We start from the raw sequence: 22,202 nt of genomic DNA, 5'->3' as shown, positions 1-22,202 counted from the left end.
TCAGGATGACCAGGGGAGCTGGTCAATCGAAACGGCCCCCTCCCGTGGGGGAGAGGGCCGCGAACTTGGTGTCGGGAGAACCCGGCCTAGTCGACCAGTTCCTCGACCTTGCCGGTGTCCTTGCCGCCGCCACCGCCCTTGCGGCCCTTGGTCTTGGTCGGCTTTTCCGGCTTCTCCGGGGTCGGGTCGTCGTCGAAGTCGAAGGCCAGCTTGCCGTCGACCAGGCCGATGCGGACCACCCCGCCCTTGACCAGGCGGCCGAACAGCAGTTCCTCGGCCAGGGGCTTCTTGATGTGCTCCTGGATGATCCGCGACAGCGGCCGCGCCCCATAGAGCCGGTCGTACCCCTTCTCGCCGAGCCAGGCACGGGCCTGCTGACTCGCCTCGATCGTCACGCCGCGATCGGCAAGCTGGGCCTCCAGCTGGATCAGGAACTTGTCCACGACCCGGCTGATCACCTCCGGTCCCAGGGCCTTGAAGCCGACGATGGCGTCGAGGCGGTTGCGGAATTCCGGCGTGAACATCCGGTTGATCGCCTCGGTGTCGTCGCCCTCGCGCTGCGACCGTGCGAAGCCGATGGCTTCCTTGGCGAGATCGGCGGCGCCCGCGTTCGTGGTCATGATCAGGATCACGTTGCGGAAATCGACGTTCTTGCCGTTGTGGTCGGTCAGCTTGCCGTGATCCATGACCTGCAGCAGCACGTTGAACAGGTCGGGATGCGCCTTCTCGATCTCGTCGAGCAGCAGCACGCAGTGCGGATGCTGGTCGATCTGGTCGGTCAGCAGGCCGCCCTGGTCGAAGCCGACATAGCCCGGAGGCGCGCCGATCAGGCGGCTGACCGAGTGCCGCTCCATGTACTCCGACATGTCGAAGCGGATCAGCTCCACGCCCATGATCAGGGCGAGCTGGCGTGCCACCTCGGTCTTGCCGACGCCGGTCGGGCCGGAGAACAGGTAGTTGCCGATCGGTTTGTCGGCTTCGCGCAGACCGGCACGGGCCAGCTTGATCGCCGTGGACAGGGACGAGATCGCCTCGTCCTGGCCGAACACCACCGTCTTCAGATCGCGCTCCAGGTTGGCGAGCACGGTCTTGTCGTCGGTCGACACGCTCTTCGGCGGGATGCGGGCGATCTTGGCGACGATGTCCTCGACCTCCTTCACGCCGATGGTCTTGCGGCGCTTCGACGGCGAGACCAGCATCTGCGCGGCACCGACCTCGTCGATCACGTCGATCGCCTTGTCCGGCAGCTTGCGGTCGCCGATGTACTTGGCCGACAGCTCCACCGCGGTCTTCAGCGCGTCGTTGGTGTAGCGGACCTTGTGGTGCTCCTCGTAGTAGGGCTTCAGGCCCTTGAGGATCTTGATCGCGTCCGGGATCGACGGCTCGTTGACGTCGATCTTCTGGAACCGGCGCACCAGGGCGCGGTCCTTCTCGAAGTAGCTGCGGTACTCCTTGTAGGTGGTCGAGCCGATGCAGCGCAGGCCGCCCGACTGCAGCGCAGGCTTCAGCAGGTTGGAGGCGTCCATCGCCCCGCCGCTGGTCGCCCCGGCGCCGATCACCGTGTGGATCTCGTCGATGAACAGCACCGCCTGCGGGTTCTGCTCCAACTCGTTGACGACGGCCTTCAGCCGCTCCTCGAAATCGCCGCGGTAGCGGGTGCCGGCGAGCAGCGCGCCCATGTCGAGCGAGAAGATCTGGGCGTCGATCAGCACTTCCGGCACGTCGCCGTCGACGATGCGCTTGGCCAGACCCTCGGCGATGGCAGTCTTGCCGACGCCCGGATCGCCCACATAGAGCGGGTTGTTCTTGGTACGGCGGCACAGGATCTGGATCGTGCGCTCGACCTCGTGCTCGCGGCCGATCAGCGGGTCGATCTTGCCGGACGCGGCCTTCTTGTTCAGGTCGACGCAATAGGCGTCCAGCGCCTCGTGGCCCTGCTTGTTGACCTGCTCGCCCTTGGACTCCTCGTCAGCCCCGTCGACCGAGCGCTTGGGCTCGGCCTGCTGCTGGCCGTGGACCTTGGCGATGCCGTGGCTGATGTAGCTGACCGCGTCGAAGCGGGTCATCTCCTGCTCCTGCAGGAAGAACACCGCATGGCTCTCGCGCTCGGACAGAAGGGCGACCAGCACATTGGCGCCGGTGACCTCCTCGCGGCCGGACGACTGCACATGGATCACCGCGCGCTGGACCACGCGCTGGAACCCGGCGGTCGGCTTGGCTTCCTCGAGCGCACTGCCGACCAGGCCGTTGAGCTCGGTGTCGATGTAGGTGATCAGGTCGTCACGCAATTTGGTGACGTCCACACCGCAGGCCTTGAGAACGGCGAGCGCATCCTGATCGTCCGTCAGCGAGAGCAGCAGGTGCTCCAGCGTGGCGTACTCATGGCGCTTCTCGTTCGCAAGGCCGAGGGCGCGGTGCAGGCTCTCTTCGAGGTTCTTCGACAGCATGTCGTCAATCTTTCTCCAAGGTGCACTGCAAAGGATGGTGATGCTGACGCGCGAAGTCCATGACCTGCGTGACCTTGGTCTCGGCCACCTCGTAGGTGAAGACCCCGCACACCCCCACCCCGCGCTGGTGTACGTGCAGCATGATGCGGGTCGCTTCTTCACGATTCTTATTGAAGAATCTTTCCAACACGTGAACGACGAACTCCATCGGAGTGTAATCGTCGTTCAGCATGATGACCTTGTACATCGACGGTTTCTTGGTCTTCGGACGCGTCTTAACGACCACGCCGGTGTTGGTGCCGTTGCCGTTTCCGCGATCGTCGTCACTCATTCTAAACCCGTGGGCGTCTGGTGATATCCCCGGCGTTCGGCAGCCCCCGGCCGCCGAAAGGTGCGCGGCCGTGGAACCGCGCAGGCGGCGCCGCTCCCTTGAGAATATGAGATTCATCCGCCCCGGGGGAAGGGGGCGCAGTGGCACTTGGGTCAATTCGCCGGCAGCACCGGCCAGAACGCGCAGAGGCCCGGGCGATAACCGCCCGGGCCTCTGATGCTCAATGGCTGTGGCGGGCGCGCCGCAGCGCGCACCGGCCGTCTTAGGCGGCAACCTTCGAGATGCTGACCACGGTCTCATCGACCCGGGCCTTGATCGGCTCGATCGCCTCGTTGGCGGTCTTCACCGACATCTCGGAGAGCTTGGTGCTCTCGGCGACGAAGCTGTCGAAGGACGACTTGGCGAAATCGCTCTGCATTTCGACGATCTCGTTGACGCTCTTCGCGCCCATCACCTTCTTCGAGAAGTCGACGCCGGCGTCGACGGAGGTCTGGGTGTAGGTGAACCAGGCCTTGGAGACGTCCTCGAAGCCCTTGGTCATGATGCCGAAGGACTTGGTGATCGCATCGTAGTTCGCCTGGGAGTAGGTCGCGTACTGATCGTAACCCTTGAACGCGGCGGCCGAGGCCTTCTCCATGTTCTCCTTGGCGACGGTCACGGCCTGGTCGAAATTCTTCTGGCCGGTCTCTTGAGTCAGCTTGGTCATCTTTTCCATGGTCTCCTTACCAGCGGCGACGGCTGCGTCGACCGGCGTGGCACTGCGTGCAGTGGTTTTCTTCGTGGTCATCTGTCTCTCCATTCGGTCGATGGCGCGTCGCGATCCGGATACGGGATCCGGAATTGTGCATCGCAACATGACCGATATGTAGGAAATCCGGCGAAAGGGTCAAGGGATTTTTTGTGCACCGCACAATAAACCCCCGCAGTGCAGCAGAACAGGAGATCCAATGACCCGGGGCCTCGGCAAACTCGTGATCCTGAATCAATCGGTTATGGACAGAAGCTCATGCGACGTCTAGGGTATCGTCTGTTGATTCGGTGGTCGCAGCGTCGACCCCAGTTCCGTTCGAGCCCCAGCCCAAACGGCAATGGAGTGCACGCATGCGGCGGATCGGTCCGGTCTTGGCAATACCGTTCCTCGTCCTCGGTCTGTTGGCCGGGTTGACGACGGCCCCGGCCAATGCAGCCACGAAATACGCGGCCCTCGTTCTCGACGTCGAGAGCGGCAAGGTGCTGTTCGCCCGCCATGCGGACGCCAAGCGCCATCCGGCGTCGCTTACCAAGATCATGACCCTCTACATGGTGTTCGAGGCCCTGGAGAAAGGCAAACTGTCGCTGAACCAGCGTCTGACCGCCTCCGCCCGCGCCGAGGGGCAGGCCTGCTCCTGTCTCGGTCTGCGCCGAGGCGACACCATTCAGGTCCGCGACGCCATCAAGGCCCTGGTGACCAAGTCCGCCAACGACGTCGCCGTCACGGTGGCCGAGGCGCTGGGCGGCACCGAGTACCGCTTCGCCGTCTCCATGACGGAGCGGGCGCGGGAACTGGGCATGACCTCGACCCGGTTCATGAACGCGTCCGGCCTGCACGACAGCCGGCAGGTGACGACCGCGCGGGACATGGCCCGGCTGGCCATCGCCATCCGCCGCGATTTTCCGGGCTACTACGGCGAGTTCTCGACCCGGAGCTTCACCTACAAGGGTCGGACCTACAGCAACCACAACAAGCTGCTCGGCCACTACGAGGGTACGGACGGCATCAAGACCGGGTACATCAACGCCTCCGGCTTCAACCTCGTCGCCTCGGTCGTGCGCGACGGAAGCCGGCTGATCGGCGTGGTCTTCGGCGGTCGCTCCGGCACCCGGCGCAACGCCCACATGAAGGATATTCTGACCGACGGGTTCAGGCAGGCCGAGAAGATCCGGATCGCGTCCTTCAAGCCGCCCCTGCCGGTCGCCCGCCCGACCATCATGGCCGCGGCCGTCGCGCCGACACCGGCGCCCGCGCCGCGGCTGGTCGCCGCGCTCAGCGACGCCCGCGAGGACGACGTCGCCGCCCGCGACAATCCCGAGGAGGAGGTCGGCTCCCGCGACGATTCCGGCGCCTGGGGCGTGCAGGTCGGCGCCTACTCCACCGAGGTCCGCGCCCAACGCTCCATCGCTACCGCCCGCGGCCTGCTGCCCAGCCTGCTGAACGAGACCGAAGGCAAGGTCGAGCCGCTGACCAACCGCGACATCCCGATCTACCGGGCCCGCCTCATCGGCCTGCTGGAAAAGGATGCCCGGTCGGTCTGTCTCGATCTGAAGCGCCGCAAGCTCCCCTGCGTGCCGGTACCGGCCGGCGGCTGAACGCCAGCCGGTCTCTCAGGCGCCAGTCTCTCTAGCGCCAGTCTCTCTGGCACCGATCTCTCGGGCGCCGTTCTCTCGGAATTTGGCTTCTCAGAAGTCGGGAACGTCCAGGCCGACGGCGCGGACCGCGTCGCGCACCTGATCCTTCAGCCGCTCCAGAGCCACGGCACTCTGCGCCTCGCAGCGCGCCACCAGCACGTCCTGGGTGTTCGACGCGCGCAGCAGCCACCAGCCGTCCTCCGAGCTGACCCGCACCCCGTCGATGTCGTTCACCGAGACATCGGTCCGGCCGTCGAGCGCGGCCTTCACCTCGGCGATCGCCCCGAACTTGCGCTCCTCCGCACAGGGGAAGCGGAGCTCCGGCGTGTTCAGGACGGTGGGCAGGTCGTCGCGCCAGGCGGAGACCGGCCGGTCCGAGGCGCCGATCAGCGCCAGCAGCCGAACCGCCGCGTAGGGGGCGTCGTCGAAGCCGTAGTACCGGTCCTTGAAGAAAAGATGCCCGCTCATCTCGCCGGCCAGGGGCGCGCCGGTCTCGGCCATCTTGGTCTTGATCAGCGAATGGCCGGTGCGCCACATCAGCGGCACCCCGCCCAGCTCGGCGATCCGGTCGAACAGCACCTGGCTGGCCTTCACGTCGGCGATCACCGTCGCGCCCGGCTGCGCGGCAAGGATCTCGGTGGCATAGATCGCCACCAACTGGTCGCCCCAGATCACCCGCCCGGTCTCGTCGATCACGCCGATGCGGTCGCCGTCGCCGTCGAAGGCGATGCCCAGGTCGGCACCGGCATCCGCCACGGCGGCCCGTAGGCCCTCCAGGGTCTCCGGCACGGTGGGGTCGGGGTGATGGTTCGGGAAGGTGCCGTCGACCTCGGGATACAGAACCTTGTGGGTGCCCGGCAGTGCCTCGGCCAGCGCCGTGATCACCGGACCGGTCGCCCCGTTGCCGCAGTCCCACACCACCGACAGCGCTCGCCCCGGCCGGTGATCCCGCAGCAGGCGGGCGACATAGGCATCCAGCACCGGGGCCGCCTCGACCGCCCCCTGCCCCGTGGCGAAGCTCCCGGTGCCCGCGATCTCGCCGAGCCGCTGGATGTCGGCCCCGAAGAACGGGGCGGTCCCCAGCATCATCTTGAAGCCGTTGTAGTCCGGCGGGTTGTGGGAGCCGGTGATCATGATCCCGCCATCCGCCGCCAGATGGTGAACGGCGAAATACAGCGCCGGGGTGGGACATCCGCCGACGTCCAGGACGTCGATTCCGGCGGCCCGCAGTCCCTCGATGGTGGCGGCGGCGATCTCCGGCGACGAGATCCGGCCGTCACGGCCGACGGCGACCCGGCGCCCACCGCCTTCCGCGACGATCGTGCCGAAGGCATGACCAAGCGCATGGGCATCGGCCGCGTGCAGAGTGCTTCCGACAATTCCGCGCACGTCGTACTCGCGCAGGATGGTCGGGTCGAACCGGTGAGAAGACGATACCGACTCCGCCATCGCTCCGGCCCTTTACTGGGCCGCCTCGCTGGCGGCGCCGCCGGTCCGCTCGGTACCGCGCCCGATGCAGGTATAGGCGAAGCCGGCGGCCCGCATCTCCTGCGGGTCGTAGACATTGCGCAGGTCAATCATCACCGGCGCCTTCAGAAAGGTCTTGATCCGGTTGATGTCGAGGGCGCGGAACTCGTTCCACTCGGTGACGATGGCGACCGCGTCAGCCCCGTCCATCGCCTCGTAGGCGCTCTGGCAATACTTGATGTCGGGCAGCAGCTTGGCCGCCTCGTCCATGCCCTCGGGGTCGTACCCGCGCACCGTTGCACCGGCCCTGATCAATTCGGGCACGATGTCGAGCGACGGGCTGTCGCGCATGTCATCGGTGTTCGGCTTGAAGGTCAGGCCGAGCAGGGCGACCGTCTTGCCGTCGACCGACCCGCCGCAGGCGGCGACGATGCGCTCGGCCATCGCCCGCTTGCGCCTGTCATTCACGTCGACGACGGTCTCGATGATCCGCAGGGGCGAGCCGTAGTCCTGAGCCGTCTTGACCAGCGCCAGGGTGTCCTTCGGGAAGCACGAGCCGCCATAGCCGGGACCGGGATGGAGGAACTTGCGGCCGATCCGGCCGTCGAGGCCGATGCCCTTGGCCACGTCGTGCACGTCCGCGCCCACCCGCTCGCACAGGTCGGCGATCTCGTTGATGAAGGTGATCTTGGTCGCCAGGAAGGTGTTGGCGGCGTACTTGATCATCTCGCTCGTCTCCAGCTCGGTGAAGACGATCGGGGTCTCGATCAGGAACAGGGGCCGGTAGAGCTGGCGCATCACCTCGCGGGAGCGGTCGCTGCCGGCGCCGATCACCACCCGGTCGGGGCGCATGAAGTCGTTGATCGCCGCGCCCTCGCGCAGGAATTCCGGGTTCGAGCAGACGTCGAAATCGCCGTCGGGCCGACGCTGGCGGATGATGCGCTCGACCTCGCGGCCGGTACCGACCGGCACCGTCGACTTGGTCACGACGACCGTATAGCGGTCCATGTTGTCGGCGATCTCGGCCGCCGCGGCGTAGACGTAGCTGAGATCGGCATGGCCGTCGCCGCGCCGGCTCGGCGTGCCGACGGCGATGAACACCGCGTCGCAGCCCTTCATCCCCTCGGCGAGGTCGGTGGTGAAGGACAGGCGGCCGGCCTTGACGTTATTGGCGACGAGATCGTCCAGGCCGGGCTCGAAGATCGGGATCTCCCCGGCCTTCAGCCGGCGGATCTTCTCTTCGTCCTTATCGACGCAGACAACGTCCACGCCGAATTCTGAAAAGCATGCGCCGGTGACAAGGCCAACATAGCCCGTGCCGATCATCGCGATGCGCATCGATGTCTCCCTGTCCCCGGGCCCGGCCGCTCATGCCGAACCCTCCGCAACTCTGTCAGCAGACGCTAGACGTACTCTTTGAGGAACGCCTTGATGTCATCGCGCATATCGTCGCGCGCCAGGGCGAAGGCGAGGTTGGCCTCCAGGAAGCCGACCTTGTTGCCGCAGTCGAAACGCCGGCCCTCGAACAGCACGCCGTTGAACGGCTGCAGGCCGAGCTGGCGGGCCATCGCGTCGGTGAGCTGAATCTCGCCGCCGGCCCCCTTCTCCATGCGGCCCAGATCCTCGAACACCTTCGGCTGCAGGATGTAGCGGCCGATCACGGCGTAGTTGGACGGCGCCTCTTCCGGCTTCGGCTTCTCAACCATGCCGCGGACCTCGACCAGATTGCCGGTGACCTCGCCCGGCGTGACCACGCCATAGGCGGAGATCGCGTCGCGCTCGACTTCCATCAGCGCGACCATGTTGCCGCCGACCTCGTTATAGGCCTCGATCATCTGCTTCAGGCAGCCGGGCTCCGACAGGATGAGGTCGTCGGCCAGCAGAACGGCGACCGGCTCGGAGCCGACGAAGTTGCGGCCGCACCACACCGCGTGGCCGAGGCCCAGGGGCTCCTGCTGGCGGGTGAAGGCGGTGCTGCCCGGCGCGGGAATGGTGGCGCTGAGAAGCTTGAGCGCGTCATGCTTCTGACGCGAGGTCAGCATGTCCTCGAGCTCGTAGGCGACGTCGAAATGGTCCTCGATGGCGCTCTTGCCGCGTCCCGTCACGAAGATCAGTTCCTCGATACCGGCCTCGCGCGCCTCCTCCACCGCGTATTGGATCAGCGGCTTGTCGACAACGGTGAGCATCTCCTTCGGCATGGATTTGGTTGCCGGCAGAAAGCGGGTACCGAGGCCACCAACAGGAAAAATGGCCTTGCGGACGGGTACAGGCATCGTCTCCTCACAATCCGGGTATCAGTTAGACGGGATGTGCCTATGAGTTGGGGGGTTATCGCGCAATGCCAAGGTCTCGCGCAAGCGCGCCCCTGTGAACGCTCTATGAACCCGGGCGCAGCAGGACGTCCTTGGCGAGGTTGATCTGGGTCGCGAGCCACGAGGATCCGCCGTGATCGGGGTGATTTGCCAGCATCAGCCGACGATGGGCCTCGCGGATCTCCTTGTCGTCCGCATCGGGCCCGACCCCGAGGATTTCGCGGGCGCGCGCGGCGGTCATCACCGACTCGTCGTCGCTCCCGGGCGGCGGCGGCGCGTCCGGCCCGGCATCCCCGGTCTCCGGGCCCATCCGGTCGAGCCATGCGTCGAACACCTGGCGGGACTCGGTATCGCCGTCCAGCTCATCCGCCAGGGCCGACAGCTCCTGCGGAGAAAGCTCGGAGAGCCACCGTCCGGCGAAGGGGCCCTGCAGGATCTCCCCGTCCATGGCGCCGGTGTCGTGGTCGAGGGTCATGGCGAGCCAGCGCGTGCGGACCCCGGTGCTCTGCCCCGGCGTCGGCCCGCGCGCCGCCTTGGCGGCATTGCGCAGCGCCTGCCAGATGCGCCGCCCACGGAACAGGAACACCAGGAGCGGTGGCACGGCGATGGCCAGACCCTGCAGGCCGACGCGGAACAGCATGAACCCGGCGACGCCGGCCACGACGACGAGGCCGAGCCATTTGGCCGCCCGCAGGACATGACGCGGCTCGGCGTTCAGCAGCCATCGGCCCATGAGCGTGAGGCCGACGACCACACAGAGCGCCAGAACCACATACTGCACCGGTCAGCCCCCGACCTGGCGGGTCAGCAGCTTCACCGCCTCGCCCCGCCCCTCGCCGTAGCTCAGCAACGCCCGGCGCCCGCCGGCGGCATAGACGGCGACGGCCGCCAGCAGTTCCTTCAGCCGGTCGGCGCTGGACAGGTCGAACGGGCAGTAGGCGCCGCGTGTCAGGGTGGCGATCTGCTGGAAGGCGCGCGCGACCACCGGGTTCCCGCCCTCGTGAAAGGCGAAGACCGGCACGCCCAGGACCCCCAACTCGCCGGCCGAATTACACACCGCGTCGATATCCTCCTCGAACGCGTCGCCGACGAAGATCAGCGCCCCGACCTTCTCGCGCTTGGTCTCCTTGATCGCGTGTTTCAGGATCTTGGCGATCTGGGTCTGCCCGCCGAGACAGCGCACGCCGGTCATCACCTTGCCCAGCGCCTTGGGGTCGGAATGCCACTTGGACGCCTTGCACTCGCCGAAGCCGCGATAGAACACGAGCTGCACGTCGAGCCCGCCCAGGGCGGCGGTCTGGTGGAACATCTCCGCCTGGATGTGGCAGGCCCGATCCCAGGTCGGCTCGCGGCTGGCGGTGGCGTCGAGCGCGAAGACCAGCCGGCCGCGCCGGCCGGTCGACTCCTGCTTCGGCATGGACCGGACGGTGGACAGGAAGGCGTCGACCTCCGATCTGGTGGAGATCTCTCCGCCGGCCTGTCCAGGCTCCACCGGGAGTTTGCGGTCGCGGTCTTCCTTGGTACCCATCACATGCCCGTTTCGCGAGTCTGACCGCCGCCTATACGGGGCCGTGCGTTCCCTTACAGGGGTCCGTCCCCTTAAGATCGGTGCTCCGGCGTCCGATGCCAACACTATAGCGCCAAGAACGCGGCGACCGGGGAGAGGAAGCGATGCAGGAGCAGGCCGACCGCCCGGATTTCTCCATCCGGCCCATGGACGCGGATGACGCCGATCGGGTCATCGCCATGATCGCTGCCCTGTCCGCCCATGAGGGCGCGCCGCCGCCGCCGATTGACGCCGCCTCGCTCGTCCGCTGGGGATTGGGGCCGGACGCCCGGTTCGCCGCCCTGGTCGCCGAGCGGCGCGCCAAGGCCGTGGGCTATGCCCTGTTCCACGAGAGTTTTCATATCGGCCGGGCCCGACCGGGAAGCGTGCTGATGGATCTGTACGTGGACCGTGGCCACCGGCGGCGGGGAATCGCCCGCGCCCTGCTCGCCGCCGTGGCCCGCGCCACCCGAGCGCGCGACGGCGACTGGGTGACCTGGCAGGCGCATCCGCGCAACGTCGAGGCGATCGCCTTCTACGAAGCGATCGGCGCCCGCCGCTATGCCGCTGCGGATTTCGAGCTGGCGGACGCGGCAATGGCACGGATCACTCTCTCATAGCGGGAAATTTCACTAATCTATACCTACATAACAGGATACTCTTTCCCGCGACAGATATCGCTGGAGGGAGGTTTCCATGGCGTCCGACTTCTGGTCATCGCCGCCGGTGCCTTCTTCCTGATCGGCGCCGGTCAGGGAGCGGACATCGTCCTCGGCCTGTCGCGCGGCGTGGCGCAGGAGATCGGGCTGTTCTATTTCGGGCTGGGCCTGTGGGCCTGGCAGAGCTGGTTCTGGGCGCGCTAAATCCTGATCACCCGCGGCCTGGACCGGCGCCGGGGGGTGCCGAGACCGTCGAGGCGGAGGCGGTGTCACCGCCCCTCTCTCCCGGCGAGCGCCGGGTGGTCTCCTGGTATCGGCGCCTGCTCGGCCTGATCGCCTATCTCTGCGCCATCTCGATCCTGGCGACCACCCACGGGGTCGCCGACTGGCTGACACTGGTCGCGGTCGCCCTTGCGGCGGTCTACCTGGTCGCCGTCTGGAAGCGTACGGCCATCGGCAATCCGCGGTTTCAGACCGGGGCCAACTGGAAGGGACGGGGAAGCCTCGGCCTGATCGTGCCGGTGACGGTCGGACTGTCGCTGCTCACCGCGGCCGTCGGCGGGGTCTTCGCACTGGCCGACCCGGTCGCCTATGGCTTCGCGGTGGGCTCGGCCCCGGTGCTGTTCCTGGCGCTCGCCTCTATCCTGACGGCCGGCAGATGGCGGGCTGCGAGGACACGTTCGAGATCGAGCCGCCGCTCGGCTGGGTGCTCTCCGCCGAAGCACGGGCCTCGATCACCGAGATGATCCGCCGCATGGCGCACAACGCGGAGGAAATGACGAAACTGGTCGCGGCGATCCGCACCGCGGGCGGAGAGGTCAGCCGGTCTGGCGGGCCCGCGGCCGGCGCTCGGGAAGCTGCAGCGCATTGATCAGCGCGCGCACCTCCTGACGGGCGGCGACATGGGACATGCGCGGGCGCGCGGCGTCCGGGCGGGCCTTGTCGTCGAACATGTCCAGCATGGTCAGCCCCTGCAGGAACAGCTCTCGGAAGATCACCCGCTCGCTGAAGCCCGGCGCCATGCGGAAGCCGATGCGGCGCGCCAGGCGCTGCAACACGTCGGCCATTTCCTTCTTGTTGTTCGCCTCCAGCGTGGACAGACGGTTGCGCATCACGATCCAGTCGATCGAGCCGCCGTCACGCTGGGCCCGTGCCTTGCGCTGATCCCAGACCATTTCCGCGTAGACGCTGGGCCGGGCCATCTCGCCAGTCTGGCCGTCCACGTGGGCGACCACGTCCAGGTCGATGAAGCTGTCGTTCACCGGGGTGACCAGGGTGTCGGCATAGGAATGGGCGACGCGGGCGAGGTAGCTGTCGGTGCCGGCGCAGTCGATGACCACGTAATCGACCAGGCCGCGCAGCTTCTCCAGGATCGCCTCGAACCGGGCCCGGTCCTCGGCCCGAGCCTCGTCGCGCACCGGCTGCTCGGACGGGGCCAGGAAGAAGTGCCGGGGCATCGGCAGCTTGCGTTTCTCGCGCTGGATCGTGGTCGCCCGGTTCGACAGGTAGCGGGTCAGCGTCCACTGGCGCGCGTCCAGATCGATGGTGCCGACCGCGTAGCCGAGCCGCAGCAGGGCCACCGTCAGGTGCATGGAGGTGGTGGATTTGCCGGACCCGCCCTTCTCGCAGCCGACGACGATGACGTGCGCCGGCTCGCCCGGCAGGGCGTCGTTGGCGGGGGTCGAGTCTACGGCTGTATCGGCCACGGCGATTTTATTCCATGCGATTTCATCACTATGACTCGTTACAGGCGGAAAGGGTTCGGCGCAAGCGTGGGGTGCGGTGGACGGGGGTGGACCCCGTTCCGCCTTCTCGTCTTCCCGGCCCCGCGCCGGGATCCAGAACAAGAACTGCTGGAGGGGTCGGGATGAGTCGGCGATGGCCTCTCTAGGCCCCGGCGCGGGGCCGGGGAGACGGTTGGGGGTGGGGGCGAGCGCCTAAGCCTTCCGCACCCAGACCGCGGTGTCGTGGAACACCGCCCCACCCATCGGCGGTGGGCTGTCGGCGGAGGTCAGCAGGTTGATGCCCACCCCCTCCTCGAAGGCCGCGTTCGGCCAGACCGATTCGACGATCACCGTGCCCTTCTGCACCCCATCGAACAGCCTTGCGTGCAGCACCACGGAGCCCTGCCCGTTGCCGAGCCGCACCCGTGCGCCCTCCTCCACGTCCAGCTCGGCGGCGGCATCGGGATGCAGCATCACCGTCGGCCGCCCTTCGCGCTTTTTGCTGGTCGCCGTCTCGGTGAAGGAGGTGTTCAGGTAGTTGCGGGCGGGGGCCGTGACCATGCGGAACGGCTTGTCCCCGGTCGCCCGGTCGACGATGTCCACATGATCGGGGAATCCCTCGATCCCCGCACCGCTCGGCCCCAGGGCGGACCAGTCGGCGCGGAACCGGAATTTCCCCGAGGGCGTCGGGAAGCCGTTGGCGAAGCGCCTGTCGGCCTCCTCCTTCGGCCCGACATCGAGCCAGCGCCGCTCGACCATCTCGGCGAAGCCCGGATAGCCGGATTTCCTCAGCGTGGCGTCCAGCAGCTCGGCCTCGCTCATGTGGCAGGACGGATGGTCGCCGCCGAGCTTCAGGGTCAGCTCGTTCAGCAGCCGGTGGTTGCTGCGGCACTCCCCGGGCGCGTCGATCACCGCGTCGTGCACCTCCAGGTGCGGGTGCCCGCCGGCGGTGTAGAGATCGGCATGCTCCAGGAATGTGGTCGCCGGCAACACCACGTCGGCATGGCGGGCGGTCTCGGTGAGAAACTGCTCGTGCACGGCGACGAACAGATCGTCGCGGTTGAAGCCCTTCAGCACCCGGCCGGTATCCGGTGCCACGGCGACCGGATTGGTGTTCTGGATCAGCATGGCGGTGACCGGCGGGCCCTGGCACACGACCGCGTCCTCGCCGGTGAGCACCGGGCCGATGCGCGACATGTCGAGCACCCGGGTCGACGGGTCGAGCCGGTCGGTCGCCTCGATCAGCGACTTGTCGACCTTGTAGTAGCCGTCGACCTTCCACAGCGCCCCGCCGCCCTCGTACTGCCATTTGCCGCCGACGGTCGGCAGGCAGGCGACGGCGTGGACCTGCATCGGCCCGTTGCGCGAGCGCGCGAAGCCGTAGCCGACCCGGATATAGGCCCGCTGGGTTTCGCCATAGCGTTTGGCCAGCGCCTCGATCTGGGCGGCCGGCACGCCGCTGATCGCCTCGGCCCATTGCGGGGTGCGGGGCTTCAGATGCGCTTCCAGCTCTGCCACGTTCTCGGCGAAGCGGGCCATGTAGGCCCGGTCGGCGTAGCCATCGCGGAACAGCACATGCATCATCGCGGCGGCCACCGCCCCGTCGGTGCCGGGCCGCACCATCACATGCTCGTCCGCCGCCTCAGCGCTGGGCGTGCGGTAGGGATCGACCACTACGAAATGGGCGCCGCGCTCCTTTCGGGCGCGGGCGACATGGGTCATCACGTTGACCTGGGTGGAGACCGGGTTGCCGCCCCACATGATGATCAGGTCCGCCTTGGCCATCTCGCGCGGGTCCGTGCCCTTCACGTCGCCCATCCCGGCGATCCACCCGGCGCGCACGACCGTGGTGCAGATGTTCGCGTCCTGGCGGGAGTAGCCCATGACGTTGCGCAGGCGGTTGATCCCGTCGCGGTTCACCAGGCCCATGGTCCCGGCGAAATAGTACGGCCAGACCGTCTCGGCACCGTGCTTTGCCGTAGCCTCGGCGAAGGCGCCGGCGACCCGGTCCAGCGCCTCGTCCCAGGCGATTTCCTTGAACTGGGTGGAGCCCTTCGGCCCGGTGCGCAGCAGCGGCTTCATCAGCCGGTCGGGATGGTGCACCCGCTCGGCATAGCGCGCGACCTTGGCGCAGATCACCCCGGCCGTGTAGTCGTTCGCCGCGGCCCCGCGGATCCGTCCGATCGTCGAACGGTCGATCCGCTCCACCTCCAGGGCGCAGGCGCTGGGGCAGTCGTGCGGGCAGACGGAGGGGACGGTGTCGAGCGGCATGGGGGGAGCGTAAACACAGCCGGATGGGACGTCACCGGGTGTTTCTGCACGCGCCATCGGAAATGCCCGGTGCGCTGGAATGTCTAGGCTGGACTGGTCCAGATTTTGCTTGTCGTCGATGCGCAGTCGGACGCCCTGTCCCCGCCAACCGGAGCCGTATCGAGCCATGCCACAAGCTTCCGATTATCTCGACGCCCACTGGGAAGTGGGACAGCCGATCACCTACTCCTTCAACGTCGGCGCGACCGGAGCCTCCGAGTTCTCGGCGTCCTACCGGTCCCTGTTCGAGGCGGCGATGTCGCAATGGTCGGCCGTCGCCAATATCACATACCAGGAGATTTCGGACCCCTGGACTGCCGACTGGATCATCGGCTGGGACCCATTTTCCGATGGCTATCTCGGCGTGCTCGGATGGGCTGCCAACTATGACTACGACAGCGACGGCATTCTCGGCTCCTCCGAGTTCGAGTTCTCGCAGATCGCCATGGACCCGAACGACACCTGGATCTTCTACGCGACGGCGGTGCACGAGGTGGGGCACGCCCTCGGACTCGGCCATATCGACCATACGCCCTCGATCATGTCGACCTTCGCCGACGGGCAGGAGGAGCTGACCGCCTACGACATTGAGGTGATCCAGTCGATCTACGGTGCCGGCGGGACCATCGTCACCCAGCAAACCGGCACGGACGTGGCCGACATCCTCGTCGGTACAGGAGCCCGCGACACGCTCTGGGGTGGCAGCGGTCAGGACACCCTGTCCGGCGGATGGGCCGGCGATCTCCTCTACGGCAACCGTGGCACGGATCACATTTTGGGCGGCGCAGGCGCAGACACCCTCTACGGCGGACAGAACGACGGAACACCGAGAGGCGCCCCGCTCGCCCAGCGCGACGGCTGGGATACTCTGAGCGGCGGCGACGGCAACGACGTGATCTACGGAAATATGGGTAGCGACGTCCTCGTCGGCGGCGACGGGTGGGATTCCATCTACGGCGGACAGGACGACGACAGCATCTTCGGCGGACTGGGCCAGGACGACATGTACGGCAATCGCGGCGCCGACATCTTCGTCTTTACCGACGCCAACGAAGGGTTCGATTACATCGTCGATTTCGACGTGACACAGGACCGCCTGCAACTCGTCGGATCGGTCTCGATCACCTCCATTTCTCCCGTAACCGACGCGACCTATGTCGGTCTGACCTCGGGCACCACCATCAAGCTGGTCGGCGTATCGGTCTCCGACGTCTCGGCATTCGTCGACTACGTCACGTAGGGCCGTCTCTCCGTCCGGACCGTTTCAGGGCTGGTGCGCCAACGGCACGTCCCCGAGGTAGATCCCCAGCCCCAGGGCCGTCCGCACGACGATGTCGTCGGCCGAGACCGGGCGCTTGTTCGACACCACGTCCTCGATGGACACGTCGCCCACGCCCCGGTTGCGCCAGACCGCGACCCGGCCGGTCTTGCCCTTGGCCATCAGGTCGACCGCATGCACGCCCAGCGCGCTGGCCAGCACCCGGTCGGCGGCGTTCGGCTCGGCCCCGCGCTGGACATGGCCGAGCGTGGTCACCCGCACGTCGGCGCCGATCCGCTTCTCCAGCTCGTCGCCGATCCACTCGCCGATGCCGCCATAACGCTCGCCGCCGCCGGGACGCGGCCGCATGGCCTGGGTGCCGTCCGATTTCGGCGTCGCCTCGGCCACCACGATCAGCGAGAAGCGGCGGCCGTGATGGCCCACGCTCTGGATCGCCTCGACCACGCCGTCGATGGAATAGCGGAACTCCGGGATCAGACAGACATCGGCGCCGCCGGCGACCGCCGCATGGGTGGCGATATGGCCGGCGTCGCGGCCCATGACCTCCAGGATCATCACCCGGTTGTGGCTCTGCGCCGTCGGATGCAGCCGGTCCAGCGCCTCCACCGCCACGGTAACCGCGGTGTCGAAGCCGATGGTCGTGTCGGTGCCGAAGACGTCGTTGTCGATGGTCTTGGGAATCCCGATGAACGGCAGATCGGCGCGCTGCATGATCTTGTCCAGGATCTGCATGCTGCCGTCACCGCCGATGCCGATCAGCCCGTCGATGCCGAGATCCTTCAGCCCGGTCACGATCTCCTCCGAGCGGTCGACCGGCCCGTGCGGCGAGGGGAAGGCGAAGGGGTCGCCGGTGCTCACGCTGCCCAGCATCGTGCCCGCGCGGCGCAGCAGGTGACCGTCGAAATTGGACGGGGCGAGCGGATGGACCCGCATCGGACGCTCCATCACGCCGCGGGTCCCATCCTCGATTCCGATCACCTCCCAGCCGTAGATCGTATTGGCGTGCAGGACGACCGCGCGGATCGCGGCGTTCAGGCCGGCGCAGTCGCCGCCGCTCGTCAGTACCGCAATCCGTTTGGTCATGCCTGTTCCTCGCTCATGTTACCGGTGCATCCCTTGGCCCGCGGCGCCGGCCCGTGCCATGCTTGATCAACAGGATTGAGCCGGACCCGCCGCATGACCGACCTGAAGATTGTCGACTCCCACCACCATCTCTGGGACCTGGAGGCGAACTATTACCCCTGGCTCAGCGACCGCCCGGAACCGCATTTCTTCCTCGGCGACTACAGTGCGTTGAAACGCAACTATCTTCCAGAGGACTACAAGCGAGATGCGGTCGGTTTCAACATCGTCAAGACCGTGCACTGCGAAGCCGAGTGGGATCGGGACAATCAGGTCGCCGAGACCGAATGGCTGACGGGCCTCGCCGCACGCGACGGAATGCCGAACGCCATCGTCGGCCATGTCTGGCTGGACGACCCCGATGTGGAAGCAAAGCTGGAGGGCCATTGCCGCTCGCCGCTGATGCGCGGCATCCGTTCCAAACCGGTGACGTCAGCGACACTCGACGCCCCCCGTCCGGACGGGCCGCGCAGCCTCACCGACCCGGCCTGGCGCCGCGGCTACGAAGCGCTCGGACGATACGGCCTCAGCTACGACCTGCGGGTGCCGTTCTGGCATCTGGGCGAGGCCGCAGAGCTGATCGAGAAGCATCAGGAGATCCCGGTGGTGGTGAACCATACCGGTTTCCCCTGGGACCGCTCGCCGGAGGGACTCGCCGCCTGGCGGGTCGAGATGAAGCGCATCGCCCGGATCCCCTGGGTTCACCTGAAGCTGTCGGAACTCGGGCTGAAGGATGCGCCCTGGAGCGTTGAGAGCAACCGGGCCGTGGTGCTGGAGGCGCTGGAGATCTTCGGCCCGGAGCGCTGCATGTGGGCCTCCAACTTCCCGCCGGCCAGCCTGCGCGTCGGCTTCCGCGACCAGCTGGAGGGCTTCCTCGACATCCTGTCCGGCCTGACCCGGCCGGAGCTGGACGCGGTCTTCCACGACACCGCCACCCGCTTCTATCGTCTGTGACTGCCACCGTCTGAGATTGCCACCAGCTGAGATTGCCACGAGCCTTTGGGGGACGACCGCGTGACCGATTTCCACGAGACCTTCCGATCCGCCGTCCCGCCCTGGGAATGCGACATCGTCGAGCATTTCACGGTGGCCTATTACTACGAGAAGTTCCGCGCCGCCGGCGACCGCGCCCTGCTCGGCCTGGGCGTGCTGGCCAAGGAGGCGCGGACCACCTCCTGCTACACCCGCTACAAGAAGGAGCTGCGGGCCGGCGACACCTACCGAATCGTCTCCGCCCCGATCCGCGCCACCGGCGGCGATGCCGGCGGCGGCTGGGGCGGCGGCCTGACCATCGGCCACAAGCTGATCGACATGGAGGCGGACGCCGTCGCCGCGACGACCGAGCAGACCTTCGCCCTGGACAGCCCGGTCTCCCTCGACGGCTATGCCGACTGGGACGGCGAGGTCCGCGAGGCACGGCCGGCGGTCGGCGCCGGGGCCACCTGGGTCCCGGCCGCCACCGATGTGGTGCTGCCCAAGGACGTGGACGCGGCCGGACGCCTGACCCTCGACGCCATGGTCCACCGTTTCACCGCGGCCGGCGGACACCTGCTGAACGCCATCGGCTGGACCGCCAGCCATATGCGCGACAACCGGGTCGGCTACTCCACCTTCGAGTTCCAGATGACGCTCGGCGCCCTGCCCTGGGTCGGCGTGCCGCTGGACACCGAGTCCACCATCGGCGCCATCGGCCGCTCCTCCATGCGCATGGTGCACCGGATGATCCGGGCCGATACCGGCGACCTGGTGGCCGAGCTGTCCCAGTTCGGCGTGCATCTGGACATGAACGCCCGGCGCCCCTCGTCCATACCGACGGAGATCGCCGAGGCCGCGCGCGCCCTTAGGGGAGAGTGACGATGACGGCCCTGCCCGAGATTCGCGAGGGCGGCCTGGACCTGGCCGAGGTCCACGCCCTGCTGCAGACCCATCTCGACACCATGGCGCTGCACTCGCCGGCGGAAAGCCGCCATGCGCTTGACCTGAGCGGCCTGCGGGTGGCCGAGGTGACGTTCTGGAGCGTGTGGGAGGGCGACGCCCTGATCGGCTGCGGCGCGCTGAAGGAGCTGTCGTCCGAGCATGGCGAGATCAAGTCGATGCACACCGCCGCCGCCCATCGCGGCAAGGGCGTGGCGGGGAAGATCGTCGAGCACGCCATCGCGACGGCCAAGGCGCGGGGCTACACGCGGCTCAGCCTGGAGACCGGATCGCCCGACGGCTTCGCGGCGGCGCGGACGCTGTACGCGCGCTACGGCTTCACCGAGTGCGGCCCGTTCGGGGATTACCGGGAGGACCCGTACAGCGTGTTCATGACGCTGGAGTTGGGGTGAGCCGCCCCCCTCCCCTTCACACTCCCCGGATTTATTCCGGGGTCCACGCCCAGGGTCGCACGATCCCTTGAAGCGAAACGCAGGTTGAACCGTGGGCCCCGGAATAAATCCGGGGAGTGTTTTGAGGCGGTTAGCTCTCCGCCACGCGATTCACCCGCTCGCGCCAGACCAGCACGATCGCGCCGGTGACGATCAGCGCCGCGCCGGCAATGGAGAGCGGCACCGGGATCACGCCGAACACCGCCGCGTCGTACAGGGCGGCGAAGACCAGGGCGGCGTAGAAGAACGGGATCACATAGCTCGCATCCGCCCGCTTCATCGCCTGGATGAACAGGCTCTGCGCCGTGACCATGACCAATCCGATGGCGACCAACAGCAGCCACTGCTGCGGTGTCGGCCACTGCCAGACGCTCAGGGCCACGCAGAGCGCCACGGTGGCACCGATCGTGTTGTTGACGAACAGGATGCGGATGGCGGGCTCGCCACCGCCTTCCGCCTTGCCGGTCAGCATCTTGATGAAGATCACCTCGAACGCCCCGAACAGCGCCGCGCCGAGCGCGATCAGCGCCGCCGGCTGGAACGCCGCCATGCCGGGCCGGATCAGAACCAGCGCGCCGAGCACCGCCATGCCCGCCGCGCCCCAGCGCCACGGCCCCACGCGCTCGCCCAGCAGCGGGATCGCCAGAACCATGGCGATCAGCGGGTTGAGGAAGGAGATCGCCGTCGCATCCCCCAGCGGCATGAGGGCGGCAGCGGTGAAGATGCAGGTCACCGTCGCCCATCCCGCCACCGAGCGGGCCGCGTGCAGGCGCCAGCGCGTGCCCTGGAAGCCGGGCCGCATCACCAGGATCACCGGCACCAGCGCCATCCAGGCGAACAGGAAGCGCCCTGCGCTGACCATGAAGCCCGGCAGCGGCGGTCCCAGCAGATCCTGGCCCAGCACCTTGGCCATCAGCGTGGTGGCGGCCACCAGCGAGGCCGCCCCGGTCATGAACAGGGCGGCGACCGTCAGCCGGCGGCGCGCGGAAACCTGCTCAATCGTCAGGTCAGACGGCACCCTTGTCCCTTTCGGCGGCGATCTCCGCCTCGGACAGGCCGAGGATCTCCGCCAGCACCTCGTCGGTATGCTGGCCCAGGGTCGGCGGCGCGTAGCGGTAGCGCACCGGGGTGCCGGACAGCTTCACCGGGTTGGCGATCAGCGGCACCGTCCCCTCGCCGGCCAGCGGATGCGGCAGGTCGATGCGCATCCCTCGGGCCTGCACCTGCGGGTCGGCGAAGGCACGGTCGATCGTGTTCACCGGCCCGCACGGCACCTTGGCCGCCTCCAGCGCCGCGACCCATTCGTCGGTGGTCTTGGTCATCATGTAGTCTGGCATGGCGGCATATAGCGCGACCCGGTTCTTCAGGCGCAGCGGGTTGGTCGCGTAGTCGGGATTGTTCTTCAGCTCGTCCGCCCCGGCCACGTCGCACCAGCCCTGGAACTGCCGGTCGTTGCCGCAGGCCAGGATCACGTGACCGTCGGCGGTGGGGAACACCTTGTAGGGCACGATGTTCGGATGCTCGTTGCCCAGCGGCTTCGGCACCTCGCCGGAGACCAGGTAGTTGGTCCCCTCGTTCACCAGCCAGGCGACCTGGGTGTCCAGCAGACAGACGTCGATATGCTGGCCCTTGCCGGTGCGGTCGCGGTGGCGCAGGGCGGCCAGGATGTTGGTGGCGGCGTACATGCCCGTCATCACGTCGGCGATGCCGACCCCGACCTTCACGGGCTCCACCCCCGGCGTGCCGGTGACCGACATGATCCCGCCCATGCCCTGGGCCAGGAAGTCGTAGCCCGCCCGCTCGGCATAGGGGCCGGTCTGCCCGAAGCCGGTGACGGAGCAGTAGACCAGGCCGGGGAACTCGTCCTTGAGCTGGTCGTAGCCGAGGCCGAGCTTGGCGAGCGAGCCGACCTTGAAGTTCTCCACCAGCACATCGCATTCGCCGATCAGCCGCTTCGCCAACGCGATGCCGTCGACGCTGGCGAGGTCGATGGTGATCGAGCGCTTGGACCGGTTGGCGCAGAGGTAATAGGCGCTCTCGGAAGTGTCCTCGCCGTCCGGGCCCTTCACATAGGGCGGGCCCCACTTGCGCGTGTCGTCGCCCTGGCCCGGCCGCTCGATCTTGATCACGTCGGCGCCGAGATCGCCGAGAAGCTGGGTGGCGGTGGGGCCGGCAAGGATGCGCGTCAGATCGAAGATGCGGACGCCGTCGAGCGGAAGGGCGGACATGGAGGCCTCGTATGCGGGTCTGGGTG

The 22,202-nt window shown here is 67.6% G+C and carries 20 protein-coding genes and 1 pseudogene; 8 read left to right on the top strand and 13 right to left on the bottom strand.

Going from position 1 to position 22,202, the window contains the following annotated elements; all coding sequences use genetic code 11:
- Window positions 1–86: 86 nt before the first annotated feature.
- From clpA to G578_RS0108045, 3 genes are all read right to left on the bottom strand, one after another.
- Window positions 87–2,447 carry an ATP-dependent Clp protease ATP-binding subunit ClpA gene (clpA, locus tag G578_RS25365; protein ID WP_038013901.1) on the bottom strand — a complete coding sequence of 787 codons (2,361 nt, stop codon included), beginning with the start codon at window positions 2,445–2,447 and terminating at the stop codon, window positions 87–89.
- A gap of 4 nt (window positions 2,448–2,451) precedes the next feature.
- Entirely contained in the window at window positions 2,452–2,778 is a 327-nt protein-coding gene (gene clpS, locus G578_RS0108050) for an ATP-dependent Clp protease adapter ClpS (RefSeq protein ID WP_028793793.1), read from the bottom strand.
- A 262-nt stretch (window positions 2,779–3,040) separates the two neighbouring features.
- Window positions 3,041–3,565, bottom strand: coding sequence for a phasin family protein (locus tag G578_RS0108045; protein WP_051244314.1), 525 nt, complete (start codon window positions 3,563–3,565; stop codon window positions 3,041–3,043).
- A gap of 314 nt (window positions 3,566–3,879) precedes the next feature.
- On the opposite strand from G578_RS0108045, the gene G578_RS0108040 reads away from it, so the two are divergent.
- Complete coding sequence (locus G578_RS0108040) at window positions 3,880–5,124, top strand: D-alanyl-D-alanine carboxypeptidase family protein (RefSeq protein ID WP_084618756.1); 1,245 nt, start codon at window positions 3,880–3,882, stop codon at window positions 5,122–5,124.
- 18 nt (window positions 5,125–5,142) lie between these two features.
- Window positions 5,143–5,196: pseudogene (locus tag G578_RS30395) on the top strand (pentapeptide repeat-containing protein); the annotation flags it as partial.
- 18 nt (window positions 5,197–5,214) lie between these two features.
- Here G578_RS30395 and pgmG read toward each other — a convergent pair.
- From pgmG to G578_RS25360, 5 genes are all read right to left on the bottom strand, one after another.
- Window positions 5,215–6,612: a phosphoglucomutase/phosphomannomutase PgmG gene (gene pgmG, locus G578_RS0108035; RefSeq protein WP_028793790.1), complete on the bottom strand. Its 1,398-nt coding sequence runs from the start codon at window positions 6,610–6,612 to the stop codon at window positions 5,215–5,217.
- A gap of 12 nt (window positions 6,613–6,624) precedes the next feature.
- Complete coding sequence (locus G578_RS0108030) at window positions 6,625–7,968, bottom strand: UDP-glucose dehydrogenase family protein (RefSeq protein ID WP_028793789.1); 1,344 nt, start codon at window positions 7,966–7,968, stop codon at window positions 6,625–6,627.
- A 65-nt stretch (window positions 7,969–8,033) separates the two neighbouring features.
- On the bottom strand, window positions 8,034–8,903 hold the full coding sequence (galU, locus tag G578_RS0108025; protein ID WP_028793788.1) for a UTP--glucose-1-phosphate uridylyltransferase GalU: 870 nt from the start codon (window positions 8,901–8,903) through the stop codon (window positions 8,034–8,036).
- Window positions 8,904–9,006: 103 nt separating this feature from the next.
- Window positions 9,007–9,723 (bottom strand): DnaJ domain-containing protein, encoded by a 717-nt coding sequence (locus tag G578_RS0108020; protein WP_028793787.1) that lies wholly within the window; start codon window positions 9,721–9,723, stop codon window positions 9,007–9,009.
- 3 nt (window positions 9,724–9,726) lie between these two features.
- On the bottom strand, window positions 9,727–10,470 hold the full coding sequence (locus tag G578_RS25360) for a vWA domain-containing protein (RefSeq protein ID WP_051244312.1): 744 nt from the start codon (window positions 10,468–10,470) through the stop codon (window positions 9,727–9,729).
- Between the two features lie 143 nt (window positions 10,471–10,613).
- Here G578_RS25360 and G578_RS25355 point away from each other — a divergent pair, with 143 nt between their 5' ends.
- Together G578_RS25355 and G578_RS0108005 are read left to right on the top strand one after the other, a co-directional pair.
- On the top strand, window positions 10,614–11,108 hold the full coding sequence (locus G578_RS25355) for a GNAT family N-acetyltransferase (RefSeq protein WP_051244309.1): 495 nt from the start codon (window positions 10,614–10,616) through the stop codon (window positions 11,106–11,108).
- Window positions 11,109–11,413: 305 nt separating this feature from the next.
- The gene (locus tag G578_RS0108005) at window positions 11,414–11,893 is read left to right on the top strand and encodes a hypothetical protein (RefSeq protein ID WP_156907234.1); all 480 of its coding nucleotides are present in this window, start codon (window positions 11,414–11,416) and stop codon (window positions 11,891–11,893) included.
- A gap of 72 nt (window positions 11,894–11,965) precedes the next feature.
- Here the strand turns inward: G578_RS0108005 and G578_RS0108000 are convergent, their stop codons facing one another.
- Both G578_RS0108000 and G578_RS0107995 read right to left on the bottom strand, forming a co-directional pair.
- On the bottom strand, window positions 11,966–12,853 hold the full coding sequence (locus G578_RS0108000; protein ID WP_028793785.1) for a division plane positioning ATPase MipZ: 888 nt from the start codon (window positions 12,851–12,853) through the stop codon (window positions 11,966–11,968).
- A 231-nt stretch (window positions 12,854–13,084) separates the two neighbouring features.
- Window positions 13,085–15,142: a molybdopterin-containing oxidoreductase family protein gene (locus G578_RS0107995; RefSeq protein WP_028793784.1), complete on the bottom strand. Its 2,058-nt coding sequence runs from the start codon at window positions 15,140–15,142 to the stop codon at window positions 13,085–13,087.
- Window positions 15,143–15,308: 166 nt separating this feature from the next.
- Between G578_RS0107995 and G578_RS28290 the strand changes: the two genes are divergently transcribed.
- A complete protein-coding gene (locus G578_RS28290) occupies window positions 15,309–16,421 on the top strand; it encodes a matrixin family metalloprotease (protein ID WP_051244306.1) in 1,113 nt (370 codons plus the stop codon).
- 24 nt (window positions 16,422–16,445) lie between these two features.
- Here G578_RS28290 and G578_RS0107985 read toward each other — a convergent pair whose 3' ends face one another.
- Complete coding sequence (locus G578_RS0107985; RefSeq protein ID WP_028793783.1) at window positions 16,446–17,543, bottom strand: ATP-dependent 6-phosphofructokinase; 1,098 nt, start codon at window positions 17,541–17,543, stop codon at window positions 16,446–16,448.
- Window positions 17,544–17,636: 93 nt separating this feature from the next.
- Here G578_RS0107985 and G578_RS0107980 point away from each other — a divergent pair, with 93 nt between their 5' ends.
- The 3 genes from G578_RS0107980 to G578_RS0107970 are packed head-to-tail and all read left to right on the top strand — an operon-like array spanning window position 17,637 to window position 19,909.
- Complete coding sequence (locus G578_RS0107980; protein WP_038013900.1) at window positions 17,637–18,536, top strand: amidohydrolase family protein; 900 nt, start codon at window positions 17,637–17,639, stop codon at window positions 18,534–18,536.
- A gap of 60 nt (window positions 18,537–18,596) precedes the next feature.
- Window positions 18,597–19,436, top strand: a complete 840-nt coding sequence (locus G578_RS0107975) for a thioesterase family protein (RefSeq protein WP_028793781.1) — start codon at window positions 18,597–18,599, stop codon at window positions 19,434–19,436.
- A gap of 2 nt (window positions 19,437–19,438) precedes the next feature.
- On the top strand, window positions 19,439–19,909 hold the full coding sequence (locus G578_RS0107970) for a GNAT family N-acetyltransferase (RefSeq protein WP_038013898.1): 471 nt from the start codon (window positions 19,439–19,441) through the stop codon (window positions 19,907–19,909).
- Between the two features lie 130 nt (window positions 19,910–20,039).
- On the opposite strand, the gene G578_RS0107965 is transcribed toward G578_RS0107970, so the two are convergent.
- Both G578_RS0107965 and G578_RS0107960 read right to left on the bottom strand, forming a co-directional pair.
- Window positions 20,040–20,966 (bottom strand): DMT family transporter, encoded by a 927-nt coding sequence (locus tag G578_RS0107965; RefSeq protein WP_245565578.1) that lies wholly within the window; start codon window positions 20,964–20,966, stop codon window positions 20,040–20,042.
- Window positions 20,956–22,176 carry a CaiB/BaiF CoA transferase family protein gene (locus G578_RS0107960; RefSeq protein WP_028793778.1) on the bottom strand — a complete coding sequence of 407 codons (1,221 nt, stop codon included), beginning with the start codon at window positions 22,174–22,176 and terminating at the stop codon, window positions 20,956–20,958. The genes G578_RS0107965 and G578_RS0107960 overlap by 11 nt, the downstream gene beginning before the upstream one ends.
- Window positions 22,177–22,202 lie beyond the last annotated feature (26 nt).

The sequence above is a fragment of the Thalassobaculum salexigens DSM 19539 genome, assembly GCF_000423805.1.
Classification (GTDB): domain Bacteria; phylum Pseudomonadota; class Alphaproteobacteria; order Thalassobaculales; family Thalassobaculaceae; genus Thalassobaculum; species Thalassobaculum litoreum.
Note: the sequence above shows the minus strand (reverse complement) of the source record. Positions and strands in the feature narration are given on the sequence as shown.

Bases quoted from the DNA above. Each gene is read 5' to 3' on its own strand.
- G578_RS25355 (WP_051244309.1), top strand. From the start codon at position 10,614: ATGCAGGAGCAGGCCGACCGCCCGGATTTCTCCATCCGGCCCATGGAC.
- pgmG (WP_028793790.1), bottom strand. From the start codon at position 6,612: ATGGCGGAGTCGGTATCGTCTTCTCACCGGTTCGACCCGACCATCCTG.
- G578_RS0107995 (WP_028793784.1), bottom strand. From the start codon at position 15,142: ATGCCGCTCGACACCGTCCCCTCCGTCTGCCCGCACGACTGCCCCAGC.
- G578_RS0107960 (WP_028793778.1), bottom strand. From the start codon at position 22,176: ATGTCCGCCCTTCCGCTCGACGGCGTCCGCATCTTCGATCTGACGCGC.
- G578_RS25360 (WP_051244312.1), bottom strand. From the start codon at position 10,470: ATGGGTACCAAGGAAGACCGCGACCGCAAACTCCCGGTGGAGCCTGGA.
- clpS (WP_028793793.1), bottom strand. From the start codon at position 2,778: ATGAGTGACGACGATCGCGGAAACGGCAACGGCACCAACACCGGCGTG.
- G578_RS28290 (WP_051244306.1), top strand. From the start codon at position 15,309: ATGCCACAAGCTTCCGATTATCTCGACGCCCACTGGGAAGTGGGACAG.
- G578_RS0108030 (WP_028793789.1), bottom strand. From the start codon at position 7,968: ATGCGCATCGCGATGATCGGCACGGGCTATGTTGGCCTTGTCACCGGC.
- G578_RS0108045 (WP_051244314.1), bottom strand. From the start codon at position 3,565: ATGACCACGAAGAAAACCACTGCACGCAGTGCCACGCCGGTCGACGCA.
- G578_RS0107980 (WP_038013900.1), top strand. From the start codon at position 17,637: ATGACCGACCTGAAGATTGTCGACTCCCACCACCATCTCTGGGACCTG.
- G578_RS0107970 (WP_038013898.1), top strand. From the start codon at position 19,439: ATGACGGCCCTGCCCGAGATTCGCGAGGGCGGCCTGGACCTGGCCGAG.
- G578_RS0107985 (WP_028793783.1), bottom strand. From the start codon at position 17,543: ATGACCAAACGGATTGCGGTACTGACGAGCGGCGGCGACTGCGCCGGC.
- clpA (WP_038013901.1), bottom strand. From the start codon at position 2,447: ATGCTGTCGAAGAACCTCGAAGAGAGCCTGCACCGCGCCCTCGGCCTT.
- G578_RS0108040 (WP_084618756.1), top strand. From the start codon at position 3,880: ATGCGGCGGATCGGTCCGGTCTTGGCAATACCGTTCCTCGTCCTCGGT.
- galU (WP_028793788.1), bottom strand. From the start codon at position 8,903: ATGCCTGTACCCGTCCGCAAGGCCATTTTTCCTGTTGGTGGCCTCGGT.